At 41.8% G+C, this 21,109-nt stretch carries 20 protein-coding genes; 8 read left to right on the forward strand and 12 right to left on the reverse strand.

What is annotated here, in order from left to right; translation table 11 throughout:
• Nucleotides 1–34: 34 nt before the first annotated feature.
• From JWR61_RS22905 to JWR61_RS22925, 5 genes are all read right to left on the reverse strand, one after another.
• Nucleotides 35–2,449 (reverse strand): ABC transporter permease, encoded by a 2,415-nt coding sequence (locus tag JWR61_RS22905; protein ID WP_301930036.1) that lies wholly within the window; start codon nt 2,447–2,449, stop codon nt 35–37.
• A gap of 196 nt (nt 2,450–2,645) precedes the next feature.
• On the reverse strand, nt 2,646–5,018 hold the full coding sequence (locus JWR61_RS22910) for an ABC transporter permease (RefSeq protein ID WP_301930037.1): 2,373 nt from the start codon (nt 5,016–5,018) through the stop codon (nt 2,646–2,648).
• Nucleotides 5,019–5,050: 32 nt separating this feature from the next.
• Nucleotides 5,051–5,728 carry an ABC transporter ATP-binding protein gene (locus JWR61_RS22915; protein WP_290337249.1) on the reverse strand — a complete coding sequence of 226 codons (678 nt, stop codon included), beginning with the start codon at nt 5,726–5,728 and terminating at the stop codon, nt 5,051–5,053.
• Between the two features lie 37 nt (nt 5,729–5,765).
• Nucleotides 5,766–5,939, reverse strand: coding sequence for a hypothetical protein (locus JWR61_RS22920; protein WP_301930038.1), 174 nt, complete (start codon nt 5,937–5,939; stop codon nt 5,766–5,768).
• A gap of 34 nt (nt 5,940–5,973) precedes the next feature.
• Nucleotides 5,974–7,221: an efflux RND transporter periplasmic adaptor subunit gene (locus JWR61_RS22925; RefSeq protein ID WP_290337251.1), complete on the reverse strand. Its 1,248-nt coding sequence runs from the start codon at nt 7,219–7,221 to the stop codon at nt 5,974–5,976.
• 237 nt (nt 7,222–7,458) lie between these two features.
• On the opposite strand from JWR61_RS22925, the gene JWR61_RS22930 reads away from it, so the two are divergent.
• Nucleotides 7,459–8,835: a sigma-54 dependent transcriptional regulator gene (locus JWR61_RS22930; RefSeq protein WP_290337252.1), complete on the forward strand. Its 1,377-nt coding sequence runs from the start codon at nt 7,459–7,461 to the stop codon at nt 8,833–8,835.
• Nucleotides 8,836–9,015: 180 nt separating this feature from the next.
• On the forward strand, nt 9,016–10,056 hold the full coding sequence (locus JWR61_RS22935) for a patatin-like phospholipase family protein (protein ID WP_301930039.1): 1,041 nt from the start codon (nt 9,016–9,018) through the stop codon (nt 10,054–10,056).
• A 119-nt stretch (nt 10,057–10,175) separates the two neighbouring features.
• Here the strand turns inward: JWR61_RS22935 and JWR61_RS22940 are convergent, their stop codons facing one another.
• Genes JWR61_RS22940 through JWR61_RS22950 form a run of 3 tightly spaced genes read right to left on the reverse strand, consistent with a single transcriptional unit; the run spans nt 10,176 to nt 11,436 of the window.
• Entirely contained in the window at nt 10,176–10,352 is a 177-nt protein-coding gene (locus JWR61_RS22940; RefSeq protein WP_301930041.1) for a hypothetical protein, read from the reverse strand.
• Nucleotides 10,340–10,654 (reverse strand): threonine/serine exporter family protein, encoded by a 315-nt coding sequence (locus JWR61_RS22945; protein WP_301930042.1) that lies wholly within the window; start codon nt 10,652–10,654, stop codon nt 10,340–10,342. The genes JWR61_RS22940 and JWR61_RS22945 overlap by 13 nt, the downstream gene beginning before the upstream one ends.
• Before the next feature lie 8 nt (nt 10,655–10,662).
• Nucleotides 10,663–11,436 (reverse strand): threonine/serine exporter ThrE family protein, encoded by a 774-nt coding sequence (locus JWR61_RS22950; protein ID WP_301930043.1) that lies wholly within the window; start codon nt 11,434–11,436, stop codon nt 10,663–10,665.
• 339 nt (nt 11,437–11,775) lie between these two features.
• Here JWR61_RS22950 and JWR61_RS22955 point away from each other — a divergent pair, with 339 nt between their 5' ends.
• A complete protein-coding gene (locus tag JWR61_RS22955; RefSeq protein ID WP_290337256.1) occupies nt 11,776–12,117 on the forward strand; it encodes a cytochrome c in 342 nt (113 codons plus the stop codon).
• Nucleotides 12,118–12,280: 163 nt separating this feature from the next.
• Here JWR61_RS22955 and JWR61_RS22960 read toward each other — a convergent pair whose 3' ends face one another.
• On the reverse strand, nt 12,281–13,375 hold the full coding sequence (locus JWR61_RS22960; RefSeq protein ID WP_301930044.1) for an amidohydrolase family protein: 1,095 nt from the start codon (nt 13,373–13,375) through the stop codon (nt 12,281–12,283).
• A gap of 353 nt (nt 13,376–13,728) precedes the next feature.
• Here JWR61_RS22960 and JWR61_RS22965 point away from each other — a divergent pair, with 353 nt between their 5' ends.
• Together JWR61_RS22965 and JWR61_RS22970 are read left to right on the forward strand one after the other, a co-directional pair.
• Complete coding sequence (locus tag JWR61_RS22965; protein WP_301930045.1) at nt 13,729–14,331, forward strand: hypothetical protein; 603 nt, start codon at nt 13,729–13,731, stop codon at nt 14,329–14,331.
• Between the two features lie 302 nt (nt 14,332–14,633).
• The gene (locus JWR61_RS22970) at nt 14,634–14,909 is read left to right on the forward strand and encodes a DUF6582 domain-containing protein (protein ID WP_290337259.1); all 276 of its coding nucleotides are present in this window, start codon (nt 14,634–14,636) and stop codon (nt 14,907–14,909) included.
• Between the two features lie 27 nt (nt 14,910–14,936).
• Here JWR61_RS22970 and JWR61_RS22975 read toward each other — a convergent pair whose 3' ends face one another.
• Nucleotides 14,937–15,896 carry an ion channel gene (locus JWR61_RS22975; protein WP_301930046.1) on the reverse strand — a complete coding sequence of 320 codons (960 nt, stop codon included), beginning with the start codon at nt 15,894–15,896 and terminating at the stop codon, nt 14,937–14,939.
• Between the two features lie 330 nt (nt 15,897–16,226).
• Here JWR61_RS22975 and JWR61_RS22980 point away from each other — a divergent pair, with 330 nt between their 5' ends.
• A complete protein-coding gene (locus JWR61_RS22980; RefSeq protein WP_301930047.1) occupies nt 16,227–16,442 on the forward strand; it encodes a hypothetical protein in 216 nt (71 codons plus the stop codon).
• A gap of 42 nt (nt 16,443–16,484) precedes the next feature.
• Nucleotides 16,485–16,958, forward strand: coding sequence for a Dps family protein (locus tag JWR61_RS22985; RefSeq protein WP_301930048.1), 474 nt, complete (start codon nt 16,485–16,487; stop codon nt 16,956–16,958).
• Nucleotides 16,959–17,218: 260 nt separating this feature from the next.
• On the opposite strand, the gene JWR61_RS22990 is transcribed toward JWR61_RS22985, so the two are convergent.
• Together JWR61_RS22990 and JWR61_RS22995 are read right to left on the reverse strand one after the other, a co-directional pair.
• On the reverse strand, nt 17,219–17,875 hold the full coding sequence (locus JWR61_RS22990; RefSeq protein ID WP_301930049.1) for a hypothetical protein: 657 nt from the start codon (nt 17,873–17,875) through the stop codon (nt 17,219–17,221).
• Nucleotides 17,876–18,059: 184 nt separating this feature from the next.
• Complete coding sequence (locus tag JWR61_RS22995) at nt 18,060–19,595, reverse strand: M20/M25/M40 family metallo-hydrolase (RefSeq protein ID WP_301930050.1); 1,536 nt, start codon at nt 19,593–19,595, stop codon at nt 18,060–18,062.
• A 340-nt stretch (nt 19,596–19,935) separates the two neighbouring features.
• On the opposite strand from JWR61_RS22995, the gene JWR61_RS23000 reads away from it, so the two are divergent.
• Nucleotides 19,936–20,934, forward strand: coding sequence for a phosphotransferase (locus tag JWR61_RS23000; protein ID WP_301930051.1), 999 nt, complete (start codon nt 19,936–19,938; stop codon nt 20,932–20,934).
• Nucleotides 20,935–21,109: the final 175 nt, after the last annotated feature.

Raw genomic sequence — 21,109 nt, forward strand, 5'->3', positions numbered from 1 at the left:
GCTGCCGGCCCCCATGGCGGCAGGGAGCAGCTTTTTACTCACTCCTCAAACTCTTCACCGGATTCATCAGCGCCGCACGAATACTTTGATAGCTTACCGTTAGCACGGCAATAGCAATGGCCAGCAGACCGGTTAACACGAACACCCACCATTGAATACTGATGTGATATGCAAAATCTTTCAACCAATTATTCATGGCATACCAGGCAATGGGTGAAGCGATGATGATAGATACCAGCACGAGTTTTATAAAGTCTTTACTAAGCATGGTTACGATGGCCTGCACGCTTGCACCCAACGATTTGCGAACGCCAATTTCTTTAATACGCTGTTCTATCATCAGCAAGGCAATGGCAAATAAACCCATGCAGGAAATGATGATGGCAATGCCGGCAGCGATACTGTAAATAGTCGATAGCTGCTGTTCTTTCCTGAACCAGCGCTCCGTATTTTCATCCAGGAAAGAGCCGAGGAATTCTTTATCGGGCAGTTCGCTTTTCCAAAACTTTTTCACCTTATCCATCATAGTGACCATATTGCCGGGCTTAATCCTCAGTAATGCATAACTCATTGATGAGCCTCTGCCAATTTGCATTGTAAGCGGGTCTACTTTTTCATGCAGCGAATACAAATGAAAATCAGGGATTACGCCAATTACCTGCATTTTTGGTTGCGCAGTATCAGGCCACAAAAATTTTCCCACTACATCTTTATCCCCCATTTGCTTCGCCATGCTTTCATTTACCACTACTGATGTAATGGAATCTGTTGCAAAATTTCTATCAAAATCCCGTCCTGCTTTTAATGGAATATCAAGGGTCTTCAAATAATCGTAATCAACGTACAGCCAATCAGTTTGCACATTTTTATCTCCGTAATTAAATCCGTAACTCTGCCTGGTGCCACTGTTGTCCAGCCCGTCGCCAATATTGATATTTGTACCAGAAACGGCTACCACATTGGGATCCATTAAAAATTCATTTCGCATCCTTTGAATAAATGTGCCGGCATCTACCGTATTATTAACGGGCACGCTGATTACCTCCTGTTTGTTATAGCCCAGGGGCAAATTGCGTAAATAATTCAGTTGCTGTAATACAATCACGGTGCTGCAGATCAATAAAACAGCGATGGAAAACTGCACAACGATCAGGCTGTTGCGCAGGCTGCCTCTTTTTCTTAAAGTAAGTTTTCCTTTTAAAATTTCAATTGTATTAAAACCCGACATTACCAACGCCGGGTAGCCGCCGGATATCAACGACACCATTACAAAACAAGCCAGGATGCATAACAACGTGAGTGGTTGCGCAATAAATGAAAAAGGTAATACTGTGTTAAACAGTGAACGGAAACCTGGCAGCAAAAAGTAAGCAACCGCCAAACCAATAATAAAAGCGATGGAACAAATCAGCAGCGACTCGCCCCATATTTGTAAAAACATCTGCCCCTTGTTGGCGCCAATGGATTTGCGAACGCCGACTTCTTTGGCCCTTGTAAAAGAGCGGGCGATGGACAAGTTGATAAAATTAATACTGGCTATCAGCATAATAAAAAATGCCAGTAAAAACAACGTATACACGTAGCCTTTTTTTGTACCGCCGGTACTATCGTCATAAAAGTGAACGTCTTTCAGGGGCGTTAGTAAAAGCGTTGCGTAATTGCCGTTGGCGTCGGGCTTAAGATGCGCCTTTTGAATATCATCCACACTCGGCGGATTATTTTTTAATAAAAAATGGAGCGCTTTTTTTTCAAATTGCGCCTGGTCTACATTATCAGCCAGTTGAATAAAAACGTTGTGATTCTGCATATTCCATTCGTTTTTATTGGCAACATAATCACCCGCATTTTCAATGCGGATAAGCCCATCATATTCAATGGAAGAATTTTGCGGAAAGTCGTCAATAATGGCCGTTACAATAAAATCAGTCCACTTGTTATTCAGCTTTAACTGGATGGTTTTGTTAATTGGTTCTTCGTCACCAAAAATGCTTTTTGCAAAAGACTTACTTAAAACAACATTGCTCAGTTCGTTTAACGCTGTGTTGGCATCGCCCTTAATTACCGGAAACGAAAACATCTTCAAAAAATCAGGATCAGTTGTGCGGATGGATTTGTTGTAATCTTTCCCTTTATACCGTACGGCACTGCCTCCGTATTTAAGCCTTGCAGCATACTTTACTTCAGGAAATGCTTGTTTTAATGCCGGAGCCAACGGATAGGCACTTGAATTACCGTAGCGGACCCCTTCGGGTGTCTGCACTTTGCTATAAGTACGAAAAATATGGTTACTGTTGGCATGAAAACGATCAAAAGACAGATCAAAATAAGCCGCTAAAAAAACGAGTATACTACTGCTGAAGGCCACCACCAGCCCCACTAAATTGATGGCAGTATACGCTTTGTGTTTTTTAAGATTGCGCCAGGCAATTGTGAGATAGTTTTTAAACATGGTATTATGCCGTTAAGGCGTTTTTAATAAGCTGAAAGCAAAAGCATAAAGCTGAAGCGTTTCCCTTATATTTTATTTATACTTTTATTTCCGGTATATATTTTGGTCTTAAGACTTTCGCTCTTTAATCACCTGTATCTGTAAAGAGCTTATATCATTGAACTATTCAAAGTTCCCCCGGGGGATTCGGGAAGCCTCACTCGCTTCTCAAACTCTTTACCGGGTTCATCAATGCCGCTTTTACACTTTGAAAACCTACAGTAAACAGTACAATTAAAACAGCGATCCCGCTGGTCAACACGAGCATCCACCATTTTATTTCAATGCGGTAAGCAAAATCATTCAGCCAGTTGTGCATGGCGTACCAGGCAACAGGCAAAGCGATGATGCTCGCCACTAATACCAGTTTTAAAAAATCCTTCGACAGCATCGCTACAATATTTTGTATGCTTGCCCCCAGCACTTTCCGTACGCCGATCTCTTTTATTTTTTGTTTTGCCAGCAAAGCAATCAGTCCAAACATACCCATGCTTGCCACCAATATTGTCAAAAAGGCGATAAAGTTGGTGGTAGACAAAATGCCGTTCAACAGCGTATATTGCTGATTCACCAAATCGCTCATGTAATCGTATTTAAACGGTCTCCGGCCGGGCATCGCGGCAAAGTCTTTCTGCAGCCGTTGCAGTAATTGCTGCTGATAACCGGAAGTTGTATTAATACTTAAGTAATTATTACCTGCCAGCTTTTGTTTGCCTGTGTACCAGTGTAATAATGGTTCAATGGCTCCCTGCGTATTCTGATAATTAAAATCTTCCATCACTCCAACAACGGTAGCTGTTTCATTACTGCCTTTAGAGGTTAGTTTTTTGCCAATGGCTGAAGTCCAGCCAAAAGCCTTCATTGCTGTTTTATTGATGATGATCGAACTGCCTTCTGTGGCAGCCAGGGCATCATCAAAATCGCGGCCTTCTACCAATGGTATTTCAAAAGTCTTCAGGTAACCTGCGTCCGTACCGGCGTGTTTTAATTTTACTTCTTTGCCACTCGCCGTTTCAATATAGGTATTGTAATTATCCCAATAGGCTGTGGGTATTGTACTAGTAGTTGAAAATGATTTTACATTCGCATCTGCTTTCAACTGGTTTAGCAAACTTTCAAAGTGAACTCCGGCGGCAGCAGGATTTTTGAATGCCAGGTCTGTTTTTACCACCACCACATTTTCCTTGTTGAAGCCGATAGATACCGACCGCATATAATTGATCTGCCGGTTAAGAATGACCGTAATACCAATAAATACAATGGCCAGTGTAAACTGAACGGTAATGAAAACATTACGCATACCGTGACCGCTGTTAATATTACCCAGTTTACCTTTTACAACATCGCTTATTTTAAAGGCCGTAAGCCTTGAGGCAGGCAGGCTACCTGCTACCATCGTGATGACTGCACCAATCAAAATAAAAAGCAATAAAAAAGGATAATCCTGTTTTATATTCAGTACGCTTTCGCCTAAGTTGTCACCGGTAAATTTGTTCATCTGCGGCAGCAGCAGGTACATAAATAATAACCCGCCACATACGAGTGAAAACAGTACCAGCAGGCCGTTCTCCACACAAAATTGCAGGATGATATTTTTCTTTCCGCTTCCCATCATCTGCCGTACGCCCACTTCTTTAGAGCGGGTGTACATCGTGGCAGCATTCAGGTTAACCAGGTTAACCACAATGATGAGCAGGATAAAAATAGCAGCACCAACAGAACCCTTAATGATGATACCAATCAATGGCCCTGACTCCTCTTTTATGTTACTATAAGAGACTGCTTTTATGATACTCTGCTTGTTTTCCGGCGCATAATTGGCAGCTACAATTTTTGCAAGTTTGGCTTCAAAAGCTGGTATACTGGTACCCTTTTTTAACCGCAAAAAATTGCTGGCAAAAGTGTTATACCAGTTGGCTCCCCCAATAAAATCTTTATTATCCTTCAGTAGTGCGATAGATAATAAAACATCGGCTTTTACGGTGTTATTATTGGCCTGTGGCGCCAACACGCCGGTAACAGTTAATTGCAGGGAGTCGTCGGCAGTAATGGTTTTGCCCATTGGATTTTCGGTGCCAAATAATTGCCGTGCAATTTTATAGGATATCACCGCCGAAAATTTATCATCCAATGCATTGGCAGCGTTGCCAGCCGTTAATGGAAAAGTAAACACTTTAAAAAAGTCTCTTTCTACATACATTGTTCTTTCCTGCGCTTCCTTTTCACCATACTTCAACCAGGGAGTATTCCATGTTTGTGTATGGGTGGCCGCTTCCACCTCGGGGCAAGATCTGACAACTTCATCCAGAAGCGGAAAGGTTGTCTGCATATAATTGTCACCAGAAGGCAGGGACGTTTTAAGGTAATACAAATCTGCCTTTCCCTTAAAAACCCTGTCAGTAGTAATGTACTGGTAAACCGAAAAGGACAAGGCCATTACACTGGCAATACCAACTGATAAACCGATGATGTTTACGGCCGTAAACAGTTTATTTTTTTTAAGATTGCGTATCGCCAGTTTAAAATACATGTTACCTGATCTGTATTGTTTGGAAAATTAATTTATACATGAAAGTTTTCTGTTACCACCTTACCATCAAACAAATTCACAATGCGGTGAGAAAATCCAGCATCATAAGGACTGTGCGTTACCATGATGATGGTAGTACCTTCTTCATTTAACTGCTGCAATAACTTCATTACTTCTTCCCCGTTTTTACTGTCGAGGTTACCGGTAGGCTCATCCGCTAAAATCAGTTTTGGTTTTGCTACAACGGCCCTCGCAATCGCTACACGTTGCTGCTGACCACCACTTAATTGCTGCGGAAAGTGATTGCGGCGGTGCATGATGTTCATGCGTTCCAGCACGGTTTCCACTTTTGCTTTTCGCTCTTTGGCAGGCATGTTCATGTAGATTAAAGGCAGTTCCACATTTTCAAAAACGGTTAGTTCATCAATCAGGTTAAAACTCTGAAAAACGAAGCCTATATTGCCTTTCCGCAACTGGGCTCTTTTACGTTCCGTCATTTTGGCCACTTCGGTTCCAAAAAAATTGTAATCGCCGCCGGATGGATTATCCAGCAACCCGACAATATTAAGCAGGGTTGACTTACCGCAACCGCTGGGCCCCATGATAGCAACAAATTCACCTTCTTTAATTTCCAGGTTGATGCCGTTAAGGGCGGTGGTCTCCACTTCTTCGGTTGAAAATAATTTCTGCAGTTCTTTAATCTGAATCATATTGTTTCGTTTTTGTCGGCCCCGTCAGGGTATGTTGTTAGTAGAAATATTTAATGAAAATAAGATTGTGATTTTCGTAATAGTCATCTGCAGCAGCTATGCTTTGCTTTTTTACGCAGCAGGCTGATTTGGTTGTTTTAATGGCGCACTCGGTCGCTGTTCCAACAGATACAAATGCCAGCATCGCAGATAGTAAAAGGTATTTTTTCATAACCATCATTTTATAATAAATTAACAGTCGGTTGCTAAAATTGGAGTACATCATTTTTGCCATAATTTTCATAGCTGCTGGTGATTACTTTTTCGCCCGGTTTCAATCCTTCCAGCACCTGGAAAAATTCGGGGTTGCGCATTCCAAGCGTAATGTTTCGTTTAACGGCTTTTTTGCCACTGGCATCCATCACATATATCCAGTTGCCGCCGGTTTCAGAAAAGAATCCACCTACCGGAATCAGTATGGACTTGGATGATTTACCCAGCTCCATACGGATAGAAGCAGATTGTCCGCGGCGGATGCCATCCGGTGTTTTTCCAGCGAACGTCATGTCTACTTCAAAACGGCCTGCCTTTACTTCGGGGTACACTTTTGCTATTACTAAATCGTAGTTCTGGTTATTAAATTCCATTGTGCCCTTCAGGCCTACAAAAATTCTGTTGATATAATGTTCATCTACACCGGCACGCATTTTAAAACCATTCAGGTCATCAATCTGGCCAATGTTCTGTCCTGCTGTAATGCTGCTGCCTACTTCAGCTTCGATAGAAGATAACAACCCGCTCACCGGTGCTTTTACTACCAGGTTGCTTAAATTTTCCTTCATCAGTTCCAGGTTTTTCTGAGAGTGCTGCAGCGTTCCTGTCAGCTGCTGCACCTGTAATTTACTGTTGTCGTTTTGATAGGTCTGCGATTCTACTTCAATGGTTTGCTGCGCCTTCAATTTTTCGTAGTCTCTTTTTGTTTTCAGGTATTCCTGCTCACTGATTACTTTATCCTTAAAAAGTTTTTCATTACGGTCGTTGTAATCCTTTGCCTGCGATAACTGATAGTCTACATCGTTCATGGTGCGTTGCAATCCAAACTTATCCGTTTTTAATTTCAGGCGGGTATTTTGCAGTTCATTGATCAGCCTGTTGATCTCAGTTTCCTGCTGTACAAATTCCATTTGCAGGCGGTTATTTTCCAGTTTCAAAATCACATCGCCGGCTTTTACAGTGTTGCCACCTTCAATCACTTTTTCCTTTACATAACCGCCTTCAATAGCATCGATGCGGTACGTTTTAATTGGGTTCACTACTCCGCTCACCACGATAAATTCATCAAAAATTCCCTGGGTAACATCGGATACGGTAATCTTTTCCTTGTCTACATTTAAACTCGATCTTCTGTCTGCAAAAATTAATTGATACACCAGCAAAGCCACCACCAGGGTACCGCCGCTGATCCAAACAATCCGTTTAGAATTCCAGAATTTCTTTTCAATTTTTTTGTCCATTGCTATTGTTGATTATTTTCTGGTTCACCTGTGCCAATAGCTATGCCAAACCATATAACCCTTTACAGGCAAGGAATATGCTTTTTACAGCCCTTTAAAGTGTCCGCTATCGGACACCTTGTTGTACAGCAGCGAACAGCAATAAAAACTTGCCTGATTGGAAAATTTTTGCAATACTTTTAACCGCATATCAATATTTTTGAACCCAAAAGTTACCGGCTAAAAATTACAGGCAACATGACAGCAAACATTGAAGGAAAAATATTAATTGTAGATGATGATGCCGGCGTATTGAGTGCCGCCAATTTACTATTGAAACGGCATTTCAGGCAAGTGGATACAGAAAAAAATCCCTTGCGGATTCCATATTGGGTGAACAGTGGCGGGTATGATGTAATACTCCTGGATATGAATTTTACCCGTGACCTCAGCAGCGGAAAGGAAGGCTTTGAATGGCTGGACAAAATACTCGATCTTGATCCTTCGGTTTCGGTTGTATTATTTACTGCATATGGCGATGTTGAAATGGCTGTACGGGCCATCAAATCGGGTGCGAAGGATTTTGTTTTAAAACCCTGGCAAAATGATAAACTGGTAGCTACCTTAAAAAACGCAATGGAAGCGGCGAGAGAAAAAAGGGCTTCCAAAACAAAAGTTACCGGCGACCGCAATCAAAGAAACACCTCCTCTTTTGCCGAACATCCCTTTATCGGTAACAGCGAAGGCATACTGCAAATTCTTACAACCATCGAACGGGTTGCGGCAACAGATGCCAACATTTTAATACTGGGTGAAAACGGAACCGGTAAAGACCTGGTGGCTAAAAACATTCACCAGCAATCCAAAAGAAAAGACAAACCTTTTGTAACGGTAGATCTTGGCGCCATTTCTGAATCGCTGTTTGAAAGTGAATTGTTTGGTCATGTAAAAGGTTCCTTTACCGATGCTAAAGAAGACCGTACCGGCAAGCTGGAAGAAGCTGATGGCGGCACCATTTTTTTAGATGAAATAGGTAATATTTCTCTGCCGATGCAGGCTAAGTTACTTACCGTTTTACAAAACCGCACCATAACAAAAGTAGGCAGCAATAAAGCAAAGCCCATTGATGTAAGGCTTGTGTGTGCTACCAATAAAGCGGTGTATAAAATGGTAAACGATCAGCAGTTCCGGCAGGATTTATTGTACCGCATCAACACCATTGAAATTCAGTTGCCGCCGCTTCGGGAACGGAAGGATGATATTCCCCTGCTGGCAGATTATTTTGTACACGTGTATGCAAAAAAATACAACCGTACCGTTGCCTCTCTGAATGCCACCGTGGTAAAACAATTACAAAAACATCACTGGCCTGGTAACGTACGGGAATTGCAGCATGCCATTGAAAGAGCGGTAATCCTTTCTCAGGGTGATACATTGCAGCCAGAAGATTTTAAAGGGTTCCGCATGGCCAATGAAGATGCGCCGGTAATTGAAACGCTGCAGCTGGAAGATATGGAAGTGTTACTGATAAAAAAAGCCCTGCAAAAATTTAATGGCAATATCACAGAGACCGCACGGGAACTGGGTTTAACGAGGGCTTCATTGTACAGAAGATTGGAGAAGTATGGTATTTGACTGCGTTTTTTTTAGCTTTTAAAACTCCTGATTGCAGCTACCGGCATTTTGCACTGCTACATAACATTCTTGTTTTTGCAGTTATTTTTCCTCCTGATAAATTAAAAAGAACACTTGTAATTGCACCCATAAAAAAGTATATTTAGTAAACGTATTTTTTAGTCTAATCAGTTACGGCGTATGAAAAAAATAAGGATCTTATCAATTGATGGTGGCGGCATCAGGGGCATTATACCAGGCACTATCCTGATGCAGCTGGAAAAGATTTTACAAAAGATGGATAACAACAGCTCCTGCAAACTCGGGGACTATTTCGATATGATTGCCGGCACCAGCACCGGCGGCATTTTATCATGCCTGTATTTAGTACCCGGTGAAAATGGCAAGGCCCGCTACTCCGCACAGGAAGCGCTTGATCTCTATTTAAAGAAAGGGCATGTCATCTTTGACCGGCCGCTGATAGAAAAAATAACCAGTGCCGGCGGCATTATACATGAGCGCTATTCTGCCGGGCCTTTGTACGGTTTACTAAAACATTATTTTGGCGAAGAAACCCTGGACAATTTTATAAAACCCAGCCTTATCACCTCCTACGAGATCACAGACCGCAACGCCATTTTTTTTACCAGTACCGATGCACGCGAAAATGCGCTGTACAATTTTAAGGTAGCTGATGTGGCAAGAGCCACTTCCGCAGCGCCTACTTATTTTCCGCCGGCACATATTGAATCTGTTTCAGGCCAGTCGTTCACTCTGGTAGATGGCGGCATGTATGCCAACAACCCTGCACTGTGCGCTTACGCAGAAGCCCGTAAAATTGAATTCTCAAAATTTTTAAATGATCCTGAAAAAACAGACAAGCCTTCTGCCAAAGACATGATCATCCTCTCGCTGGGAACAGGTTCTGTAAAGAAAAAATACAGCTACAAACATTTTGAACATGCGGGAGAAATTCAATGGCTGGAACCTGTGATCGATATCCTTATGTCGGGCAATTCTGAAACCGTCTCTTACCAGTTAACACAAATGTTTCTAACCCTGGATAAAGAGAACCAGGATAATTATTACCGCGTGGAGCCGGGATTAAAAGAAGCCTGTTCGGAAATGGATATTGCCACACCTGAAAACATCAGCAACCTTTACCAGGCCGGGCTTACTTATGTGCACGATAATTTTAGCAAACTGGAAAAAATTGCACGGGTTCTGCTGGAGCATCAATAGGCTCATCAAAAATGGACGGCCATTCAGTTGATGTAAAGAAAGTAGGGCAGGTTTGTCACATTGTAATACTCCCGGACTTATTTGGTTTTAACCCCGGGTGGGCACTATCAACCGGCTGTTTACCGCAGGCGAATGTTCTTTACAGATTCTTTGCGCATCAAATGCATTGGCACGGCCACACCCATGGCGAGGGACATAATGACGAACAGTGTTTTTGCGCCATTGTTTACGGTGTCAGAAATGATCGCCTGGTAATCGGGGCCGATGGCTCCTGTTAGTTTGATTAACCCCAGCATGGTACGGAGGCGAATACTCCCGGGATAAGTGGTATTACAGATGGAATAGCAAATACCATCGGTGGCGCATGCCTGAAATGAGCTGTAGGAATACTTGAAATACCAATTGCCAGCGCACCGGCAAATGAAGCAGATACAACGCCCGCCCCCAGTAGCAGCAGATTAAATTTCAGGAAGCCACCGAGTGCGCCACATATCCAGATGGCAAATAAAGTTCTTAGTGGTACATTAAATAAAATGCCAAAACCCACAGCGCCCCAGCCACACCAAAAAGCTTTAGCCAATATAGTTATCCAGTCCATTCCACGTTTTATTTAAGATTATAAATAAACATTGTTGTCAGCAAGCCCAGCGCAATAGCCAATGCAAACATCACAGCATTGATGCCCCGTACAATTCCATTGAGTGTATTGCCATCAATCAAATCGGTAAAACAATTAATCAGCGGTACGCCGGGGATTAAAAATAAAACGGAGGTCGCAAAGGCATGTTCAAAATTAATATTAAGGCCAGCCTTAATAAAAGCGCCGGCAAACAACGACGCCACCAGCGAACCAATGTATACACAGATAAAGGGATTAAAGCGGTGCTTTACAGCTTCCTGGCGAACAAATAAGCCACAGCATGTTGCGCCAAAAGCAATCACCATTTCAGGCAGCTTGCCGCCAAATGAAAAGCAAAACCCTGAACCGGCAAGACTTACAAAAAACAGTATTACCAACCGCGGATAGTGTGGCAGGGCCATCAGTCTGTCCAGTTCATCCCTTACCTGCTGAATGGAATATTGATTTTCAAGTACATCCCAGCTAAGCCTGCTGATACCGGATATAGTTTTAAAATTTACACCTTGTGCGGTAATGCTCCGCATGCCGTTAAATACCAAGACATCTGCTTCATTATTCAGTGTAAGGGAAACTGATTTGGGCGCTATGGAAATGTGTGCTGTGTACTTAAAAGAGGCTGCCAGCCTTTTCATCGTAAGTCGTATCCTGGCACAACTGGCGCCGGAACTTAACAGTTTGACACCTGCTTCCAGCAATACACCTCCCAATTCATTTATATCCTTTTCATGCGGATGGTTCATTCAAAAAATTGTATAAAATGGCAAAGCTTTACCACGGTTAAACATCCGGCACTCGATTGCCTGCGCAGGCTGCTTTTTTTAAAATTATTCACAGCAAAGATCCCCGAAATTATTAACCCCATACGTTCTTATGAATCACTACCACGAATGATACAGATCATATATGGCCATGTGGAATGCCTGCAATGTTTCAATAATGCTACCTGACATTTTCAAATGCGATGCAGTATTGCGGGATTCGTCGCATCATTTCTGATTTTCATCTCTTTTTTTTGTACATAAAATAAAAGATGCTATTTTCAGTATGTCAATACTTTTTCATTACTAAAACATTCACTCATGCGAAAAATTGTAACAACCTTGCTGCTGCTAACTGCGGTATTATTTTTTCAGTTTTGTTCCCATTCAAAAAAACTCGCCGCTCCGGTTGCCGTTAATTACCAAACTAACGTACTACCAATCATTCAGACAAGTTGTACTCCCTGTCATATCGCTGGTAAGGGCAACAAAAAATCGCTGGATAATTATTTAGCCGCCAAAGACAATGTGGATGAAATTCTGGCACGCATTCAAAAAAATCCAACAGAAAAAGGATTTATGCCTGCCATGCATGATAAATTACCCGACGCAACAATTGCCGTTATTGCTGACTGGAAAAAAGCGGGCACACTGGAAAAATAATTTACACCTGCCATTTTATATATTAAAAAAGCTGGTTTGCGATTGCAAGCCAGCTTTTTTAATATGGGCTAAAATATAAAAATTCCCATTGGTGAAACAGGGAGAAAACGGATTTCAACAGTACCCGGAATACCTGCACACTTTACATTGCACTAAACCTATTTTAATCCGGGAACCCTGCCCGGTCTATATTCGGGATGATACGCAGGGCATTTTTGTAATATACTTTTTTCAGAATCGAATCCTGCAGCCCCATACCATACATGCGCCAGAAGGCATGGTACTTTTTATGATAAGGAAAGTATTCATCTTCCGTTTCCAGCACCCTGAAATAGGTGGTATATTCTTCCGGTGCCCAACTGTCTTTACCAAACAAAATCCTGTCCTGGTATTTTTCAAAGAATTTTTTGGCAGTTTTGGGTTGTCTTCCCAATTCTACAATCACCGCACCAAACTCAACAACTACATTGGGCATTCGGGTAAGCAGGCTATCGAGCTTATTCAAATTATTGGCATACCATCCAAAATGCGCCGCGATAAAAGTTGTGTTCGGATGTTTCATAAACAAGCGGTGCTGTTCTTCTATCAACGTTTCCCAGGGAGCTGGGTCGGTGGCACTGCGCTTGCGGCCGGGATGTGTCTTAATTTCCAGCCAGCGTTCATTGTGTTCATCTTCGGCGTCCCAAAACGGTTTTGGATCAGCGGTATGAATGATGACCGGTATTTTAAGCTCACCGGCTTTGTCCCAGATAGGATCGAGCCTGGCATCATCTACAGTTACCCTCTTCCCATTCACATCCTTTACATTTAAACCCAGATCTTTAAATATTTTCAAACCATTGGCCCCGTTTTGTACATCCGTTTCCAGTTGGCGCACTGCTTTCTCCGTCCACCCGGGTGCACCCACATTATCAAAACTGATGTTTGCAAAAATGATAAAGCGGTTTGGATAATTAGCCTTTACATCGCCTGCCATTTTTTTCAATCCATTGCCACTGCCTCCGCTCAGGTTAACCATTACCTGCATATTCAATTTGTCCATATCTGCAGCCAACGTTTTTAAATTGGAGGGCGACATCGCATTGCCCCATTGATGATTGTGAACATCTATAAAAGGGAATTTTGCCCTGGTAACCTGGTGGCCCGGAACAATCAAAGTTGAAACCGGATCATAGGATTCAAAATCCATTTTGTCATCAGATTGTGCGAGGGCTTGTAATGTGGCAACAAAAGCCAGTAATGTCAAAACATGTTTCATTATAAAAATTGAATTGCAGTAAAGCTATCGATAACCCGTCTACAATAAAAACCAGTCATCCAATTTTCCATCGTCCGGCAGTCACCCCGACTAATTACAGGCCGGGAAACCTGTAGTAAAGTGTCGAATGCTTTACATTAAAATAATGACATTTACTTTCCCTGATTTGGAAAATGGCTCCGCCACATAGAAAATGGTACAGAGAAGTTAACTATAACCGTTTGGTTATCAAACATTAATACAGTTGGCATGAAACTGTATGATGAGTTGTAACCTTAAAAATGTACACCACAATGAAAACGTTTCAACAACTTGTTTTACCTCTTGTTCTTGCCTTAATGACCGTATCATGTATGGCCCCTAAACAAATGGCCAGCCAGATGAAAGAGGAACTTAAAAAAGGCAGGGACATTAGTTCAGGACTATTTATTATTAAGACTGACGGTGAAGTAGTGGAAGCAAAAAAAATAAGCTACCAACACAGGTCACCGTTATTTAAAAGTGCAGCACTGGTTGATAAAGCTGTGATTGCAGATGGAAAAAAAATCAATCCCGGTCAGTATGAGGCCATCCAAACCGCAAAGGCTTTTAAGATTTTATATTTCCCCGAAGACAAGGGTGAAATATGCAAAGGAATATACATTAACAGGTTAAGATTCGGTAAAATCAGTTTGTATCATTATGAATCTGTATTGCCTGTCAGCCACAGTTATCAAACCAAACACCTTGCACAGAACTATGTTTTTCAGAAAGAAAATGGCAGGCCTGTTCCTCTGGATTACAAAGCGTTTTTGAAAGCAGTAAAAGACAACAGAACGGCACTAAATAAATTGAAAGAGTTGTTTCCTTCGGGCTCAATACCAACAGATAATGGAAAGCAAACACTGAAAGACTTAACCACTGTTGCAGAAATTTACAACCATACAGAGACTGATCCCTTAAATGTTAGTTTATAGGTAGAAAAGCATACATCATCAATTTTCATCCCCGGCTCAATATCGGGGATGATTTGTTTAATTGAACATATGCGGTACGGCCAGGCATGTATTAAAAACAAAAAATAACAGGGTTGCCCTCAAAATTGGCTGATTATTTTTGAGCCGGGTACAATAATAGTTTCAGTAAAGCGGCTGGTATTTTGAAAACGCCGGGAGATATTTGTCCCCCGGGGTTCGAAAAAAAAGCATTTGTAATGTTGTTTGCGGCATACAATATGTATTGGAATTCGTAATCTTTTTATTATTTAAACGAATAAACCATGACAACAAAATCAGCCACAAAATCTGGTGGTAAATTAGATGCTGCCGACAAAAAAACATTGAAGGATAGTGCCTATGCGTTTCCAGCAAAAAGAAAAGAACCACTTAATAATGCCACCCACGTTCGGAACGCTATGGCCCGTTTTGACCAGGTAAAAGGCGTAACCGATGAAGAACGGAAAGCGGCTTTTGACAATATAAAAAAAGCTGCCAAACGTTTTGGTGTAGAGGTAAATGAAAAAGACTGGAAAGAATTGGCACATAAAAAACAGTAAGACTTTACGCTGCGGTTGGCCGCCTGTCTAATTGTCGACTGCGTGGTGCACATTTATTTTGTGCAGTTCCAGGATCGTGGTTTTACCATCCTCACTTTCCCTGTACATGGGTGCAAATTTGCGGTTATGGTGAATTTCACTAAACGTATAGGATGTGCGTTGCTGTACATAATTGCTAAACACATCATCAAACCCACGCAGCATTACATACAACTCCAGGTCGGCAGTTTTCATATCTTCTTCCGTAAACCCGTGCAGCGGACTATTTTCATCAATAGGATGTACCACCGTCCAACTCATCGGCATACTTTCCACACGGTTACGTTCCAGGTTAAGGCTGAAATATTTATAATCCGCTTTACCCTCTTCTGCCACCAATAAACCCGCGTTCACCCTTATTTCCACATCGGTCAGGGCATGTTTGTCTTTGAATGCCGCAAAGCGAAACATCAACGCTTTGCCATCTTTATACGGCGACACCAATGCGTTGTCGCTGAAGATCAGATAACTTCTCGGCCTGGAGAAACGGCCATAGATTAAACCCGTTGCAATAGCAAGTGAAAGAAAACCGGTAAGCGCTTCAATACCAGCAACCATATTGGCGCCATCCCCTGCGGGATTTACATGGCCATACCCAACGGTGGTAAAAGTTTGGGTACTGAAATAAAATATCTCCCTGAATATTTTCCAGTTACTGCCCCTGATCAGTCCGTCAAGCTGTTCATAGCCAATTAACAAATAAAGAGCTGTAAACAAGCAATTAATCAGCAGAAAAAAAATAAAGATGACAGAGATAAACTTCCATAAAGGCAGGTTAAGCATATCGTTAAAGATGCTAAACCGTTTATGGAACGGCATGCCTTCTTTTATCAGGTTATAGCTGCCATCTTTATTGATAAAGCGGCCACCGGTATCATTGCTGTTACTTGCAAAACCGGTATCATTGTTTTTTTTGGAGAAAGGGTTTATGTTTTTATAAGCCGCCATTGTATTGTTAGTTTATGCAAATTTAAAACGCTGTGCAGTTTAACCGCAATACCTGGTGTATGCACAAGCTCAATTTTAAGAAAAAAGTTGTAATGAATATTTGCCAGATTGCGGTTGAACCACCTAAGCAGTAATTAACTGCGACCAGAAAGCTTCCGTTGCAGCACAGGCTGCTCATTTCAATCGACCGGTTTTGTCATGTCTTGGTATGTGCCCTGGTAAGTGTAGATTTTTTTGCCCATTAATTTTTCATTACTATAAAAACGTACCTTATTCTGCGTGCTTTCGATATGGCATGGTATTTTAACATGATGCATAAAATAATTTAAAATGAAAGTATTCGGAATTATATTAATTGTTGCGGGCATCCTTATGTTCGTGTTTGGAAAAGTAAGCTTTACCAAAAAAGACAAAGTAGTAGATCTCGGACCGATTGAAATTAACAAGCAAGAAAAAAAGACCCTGAACTGGCCGGATTATGCGGGCGGCATTGCCCTGCTGGCAGGCGTAGTTGTACTGGTAATGGATCGTAAAAATAATGCCTGAAATATTTTAGCTCACCCATAATTAGCCCTTAAAATAAATACCATGAATGCAAACATTGGAATTTCGCAAAAAAACCTGAAAGGTGTAAACGACGTTTTGACTGCAGTACTTTCAGATACCGTATTGTTGTACATGAAAGCAAGAAAATTTCACTGGAACGTTAGCGGCAACAGTTTTATGGAGTTGCATAAACTGTTTGAAAAACACTATGAAGAATTGGACGAGGCGATGGACCTGATTGCTGAGCGGATCAGTAAACTCGGTTTTATAGTTCCTGCAACACTGAATGAATTTTTACAGATGACTTCCATTAAAGAAACGCCCGGCAAAAACCCCGACCAGGCTGGTATGATTAAAGAATTATTGAAAGATCATGAAAGCGTTATTGTTGGTTTACGTAAGGGAATTGATGACTGTGAAGATAAATTTAAAGACAAGGGAACAGCCGACTTTTTAACCGGGCTGATGCAGCAACACGAAACGCTGGCATGGACGTTAAGGCGCTACGTTAAATAACATTTCAGCATCCTGCAATAAAAGCTCCAGGGCATGGCCCCGGAGTTTTTACTGCGATTTTTTTGCAAATAAATTACGTATGTCTTTGTAACACATTGTTTGTAACCTGGCAAACCCATAGGGTGGACCATTTTTTTGGGCGGAACTGCAAGCTCAACTGCAGGCAGGACGCTAACGGCCACATATTCTACACCATTATCTCCAGAACACTTTATTTCATAGCAGTTTCCACCTTTGTCCCGGGATACTTAATACGGGATTTAATGATAACTATCCTTAACCTTGTTTTCAGATTTTTTAAAGAAAATTGCCAGCATTAACATGGCCGATGGTGCTGTAATACCCCAGGGAAAACCAAGTAACAAAAGCCGGTCAGAAAAATCAGGGTAAAAGTAAACCACGGCAATTAATGGCGTAACTAAGCCGTTCGCTAAAAATGCAAACCTTACCCATTTTTCAAATCCTGTTTTGCAAAACACCTGCAACGCCGCAAGCATTGCTATTCCCATAAAAATATAACCAACGGCGTCAAAGTCCCAAAAAAGTGAGTGTGGTGTTTGGTCCAGTATTTTTACCAGCTCATAAGTGCCCTTTAACTTATTGGGCAGCACGGTAGCCAGCTGAACGATGTAATTTGCAGTAACAAATACCGCATACATCATTGTAAAAATCAATGCCGCATGACTCCAGAATTTTTTATCCGGAGGGGTTATATAGTGCAGTGCGAGCATTTCAAGCGTAAAGGGAATTACAATGCCAAGAGAAGTGCCATAAATCAGTACTTCATCCCAGGGAAAAGCAATCATTTTAAGTACCTGCAGTATTTGTACCAGCACATACGCAATTGTAAAGCAAAATGCGCCCACCCCGGCTATGAAACCAGCTTTATTTACAGAATTGTTTTGGGAAGTATTCATAGCGTTGTAATACAGACGTTATGCCGCTGAATAAACAACGCAAAGGAAAGGATGCGCAATGCAATAAACAATGATCACTGTCATTTGCTTTTATGAAACATACCAATGCAATTGAGCCCGGCAAAACCAGCAGACGTACATATCCACAGAACAGCTGCCTTGTACCTGTATCACTTTGCCGCATTTATTTAACCATCATCAACGCTCCCATCGTTTCTATTCCATCAAACAAATTACCGATGCGGATATTTTCATTCTCTGCATGCTGGTTGTTATCATGATTGGCTATAGGAACGGTAACAGTATGGGCGTTCAGCAATTTTTCAAACAAGAAAAGTGGAAGGGTACCGCCGGACGTAGGCTGCAATACAACCTGTTCACCGGAAGTTGATTTAACTGCCGCAATTACTTTTTGAAGCACGGGGAGGTCCATAGACGTACGTTGCGCATTCATTCCATCTTCCCCGGGTATTATTTTAATGATCTTTGCGTACTTTTTTCTTTCTTCATCCGAAGGCTCATTGGTAGTTACGAAATAGCCTTTTGATTTGATATGATCTATTACTTTTTGCTGCTGCCGTTTCCAGTCATTCCCCATCACCAGCCTGAGGTCGATTACAGCCGTTGCATAGGTAGGTATCTGATTGGACGCCATTTTGCCAACATTACCACTTTGCATGCCGTTGACGTTTAGCGAAGGCTGGTTGATAGATTCGCTTAATGATAGTCCCTCCATTTCAACGGTGCTGATGCCCAGTTCATTTTCCATTTGTTCATCAACGGAAGGCACTTCTGCAAGTGCCTTTTTTTCTGAACCGGTTAAAGGCGTCACATCATCGTAAAATCCTCTAACGGCCACTCTCCCATTTTCGTCTTTCATAGTAGCCAACAATTTAGCAAGCATCATGGCAGGGTTAGGCGCCCAGTTTCCATAGTGTCCGCTGTGCAGGGGCCGTTTGGATGCATACACTGTAAGATCAAGGTGTGCATCGCCGCGAACACCAAATACAATCTGCTTTTTTCCGGACTGATGTACAGGCCCGTCACACATGATCCACAGATCAGACTGGAGTAATGACCGGTATTTATCCAATATTTCATGCAGGTGTGGTGAACCAGCTTCCTCTTCTCCCTCAAAGAAAAATTTCAGATTGCAACCAGGCGTAGCGCCAGTTTTAACAAGGGCATCATAGCCATTTAAAATGGCGTCGACACCGGCCTTGTCGTCAGATGCACTGCGGGAGTATATCCTCCAATCGCTTTTGTAATTGTTATCAACGGGAAAAGGAATAAGGGCGCCGCCTTTATCAATGGCATCAGTAAATAAGGTAGCCTGAAAAGGGTCAAGTCCTTTGGCCCATTGAGCAGGATTCACCGGCTGGCCATCATAGTGCGCATAAAATATTAAAGTTTGTTTTGCACCAGGTACCAATACTTCGCCATATACCGCCGGCGGCGTGCCCGGTGTGGAAGCTGCCAACAGCTGCACTTTTCGAATCCCTCTTTTGTTCATCATGGCCATAATAAAGGCTGCAGTTTTTTGCTGACCGGCAGGGTTAGCTGCTACATTGGGAGTGGAAAGTAATTCAGCAAATTCGCTTATAATTTTGCCGCTATTGGCAGTTGTGTATTTTCTGATGGCAAGGACATCGGTTGACTGGGCTGATATCACCTGCTGAATTATCAAACTGAAAACAAAAAGTAAGAGGGATTTTTTCATGAGATGAAATTAAATCTATTGCGCAAATATTGGAAGCATATTTTGGTAGTGACATGCTGGAAAAAATGCTCAGTCTGACGGGTGTGATTTGATTTTTTTAAGTGTCGTAAAACTTTTACTTAACAACATTGCCTTATAACTGTAATAATTGAAGCGCTAAGACTGGTTTTGATAAGACAACCCGGAGATATAAGAAATGCTTGAAGAGAAGTAGTACCATATTCGTTAACAGACCGCCCACAACATTGTTCAGCCCAAAAAATATATTTTTCCGGCATGCAAAAAGAAGACATGTCTATGTAATTTTGACTTTTCCTCATCCAATTTTCAACTGCCCTTTATGATCCCGGAGGCAAAAATAACAGCCGTAGCAAATGCGCTGCAGGTAACGTTTGGAGTCAGTGATTTTGAGGCGATCAGTCAATTAACTGCTGGTCTTTCATCAGCGCTGATTTTTCGCATAGTGGTGAAGGGACAACCATACCTGTTGCGTATTATTACCCGTGCAGATGCCCCCGGTGATCCTTCGCACTACTATGGCTGCATGAAGGCGGCTGCTGACGCTGGAATTGCACCACATGTTTGGTACGCAGGTGTAGCAGACAGAATTTCTATCACGGACTTTATTGAAGCTAAGCCTTTTCCACAGGAGCAGGCGAAAGTGCTGATGCCGGATGTGCTGAGGCGATTGCATGCGCTGCCCCGTTTTCCTTTCCGCTTAAATTATTTTGATTTTGCAAACAGCAGTGTCAGGAAATTCCAGGCGTCAAAAATTCTACCTGAAAGCGTAACAAACAATGTCTTTCAACAATACGAACAAATTATCAAAGTGTATCCGCATAAAGAAGAAGACCTGGTATCATGTCACAACGATCTGAAACCAGACAATTTACTTTTCGACGGAAAGCAGGTTTGGTTGGTGGACTGGGAAGGGGCATTTTTAAATGACCGTTATACCGAACTGGCGGTTGTCTCCAATTTTATACTGAAAAATGAAGATGATGAAAAGGAATATTTGAAAATTTATTTTGGCAAAGAAGTAACGGCCTGCCAGCAGGCCCGGTTTTTCCTGGCGTGCCAGCTAATGCATATCATTTATTTCAGTTTCTTTATGTCATTAGGTACAGCCGGTGATAACCTGGTTAATGTAGATTTGACAATACCCGGATTTTCTGAATTACATAATCGTTTATGGAAAGGTGAAGTCAATTTATTAAATCATCATTCGCAGCAACAATATGCATTTGTTCACCTGGAAAGAGTAAAGCAACATTTGCAGTTGAAAAGATTTGAAGAAGCAGTGAATATAGTAGCCGAGCTCCATTCAGAAAGTCAATAAAATAGTTGTATTTTTTTCAGCAGATCCCGTTGCTTCTTTAAATAATAAACTCGTATTTAAGATTTTAGTCTGTTCTAAGTTCTGGCCAACAATTCCATACTATTTATCAACTCCGCTTTTATAAAAGTTCATCAACAGTATTCAATACAAGAGGGCGATGCAATGATGATCAAAA

The sequence above is a fragment of the Ferruginibacter sp. genome, assembly GCF_028288465.1.
GTDB lineage: Bacteria > Bacteroidota > Bacteroidia > Chitinophagales > Chitinophagaceae > Ferruginibacter.

Excerpts from the sequence above, each read along its gene's own strand:
- JWR61_RS22995 (WP_301930050.1), bottom strand. The coding sequence starts at position 19,595 with ATGAAAAAATCCCTCTTACTTTTTGTTTTCAGTTTGATAATTCAGCAG.
- JWR61_RS22965 (WP_301930045.1), top strand. The coding sequence starts at position 13,729 with ATGGCCCCTAAACAAATGGCCAGCCAGATGAAAGAGGAACTTAAAAAA.
- JWR61_RS22970 (WP_290337259.1), top strand. The coding sequence starts at position 14,634 with ATGACAACAAAATCAGCCACAAAATCTGGTGGTAAATTAGATGCTGCC.
- JWR61_RS22940 (WP_301930041.1), bottom strand. The coding sequence starts at position 10,352 with ATGCTGGGGTTAATCAAACTAACAGGAGCCATCGGCCCCGATTACCAG.
- JWR61_RS22925 (WP_290337251.1), bottom strand. The coding sequence starts at position 7,221 with ATGGACAAAAAAATTGAAAAGAAATTCTGGAATTCTAAACGGATTGTT.
- JWR61_RS22935 (WP_301930039.1), top strand. The coding sequence starts at position 9,016 with ATGAAAAAAATAAGGATCTTATCAATTGATGGTGGCGGCATCAGGGGC.
- JWR61_RS22920 (WP_301930038.1), bottom strand. The coding sequence starts at position 5,939 with ATGAAAAAATACCTTTTACTATCTGCGATGCTGGCATTTGTATCTGTT.
- JWR61_RS22975 (WP_301930046.1), bottom strand. The coding sequence starts at position 15,896 with ATGGCGGCTTATAAAAACATAAACCCTTTCTCCAAAAAAAACAATGAT.
- JWR61_RS22960 (WP_301930044.1), bottom strand. The coding sequence starts at position 13,375 with ATGAAACATGTTTTGACATTACTGGCTTTTGTTGCCACATTACAAGCC.
- JWR61_RS22930 (WP_290337252.1), top strand. The coding sequence starts at position 7,459 with ATGACAGCAAACATTGAAGGAAAAATATTAATTGTAGATGATGATGCC.
- JWR61_RS22950 (WP_301930043.1), bottom strand. The coding sequence starts at position 11,436 with ATGAACCATCCGCATGAAAAGGATATAAATGAATTGGGAGGTGTATTG.
- JWR61_RS22955 (WP_290337256.1), top strand. The coding sequence starts at position 11,776 with ATGCGAAAAATTGTAACAACCTTGCTGCTGCTAACTGCGGTATTATTT.
- JWR61_RS22985 (WP_301930048.1), top strand. The coding sequence starts at position 16,485 with ATGAATGCAAACATTGGAATTTCGCAAAAAAACCTGAAAGGTGTAAAC.
- JWR61_RS23000 (WP_301930051.1), top strand. The coding sequence starts at position 19,936 with ATGATCCCGGAGGCAAAAATAACAGCCGTAGCAAATGCGCTGCAGGTA.
- JWR61_RS22980 (WP_301930047.1), top strand. The coding sequence starts at position 16,227 with ATGAAAGTATTCGGAATTATATTAATTGTTGCGGGCATCCTTATGTTC.
- JWR61_RS22910 (WP_301930037.1), bottom strand. The coding sequence starts at position 5,018 with ATGTATTTTAAACTGGCGATACGCAATCTTAAAAAAAATAAACTGTTT.
- JWR61_RS22905 (WP_301930036.1), bottom strand. The coding sequence starts at position 2,449 with ATGTTTAAAAACTATCTCACAATTGCCTGGCGCAATCTTAAAAAACAC.
- JWR61_RS22990 (WP_301930049.1), bottom strand. The coding sequence starts at position 17,875 with ATGAATACTTCCCAAAACAATTCTGTAAATAAAGCTGGTTTCATAGCC.
- JWR61_RS22915 (WP_290337249.1), bottom strand. The coding sequence starts at position 5,728 with ATGATTCAGATTAAAGAACTGCAGAAATTATTTTCAACCGAAGAAGTG.
- JWR61_RS22945 (WP_301930042.1), bottom strand. The coding sequence starts at position 10,654 with ATGGACTGGATAACTATATTGGCTAAAGCTTTTTGGTGTGGCTGGGGC.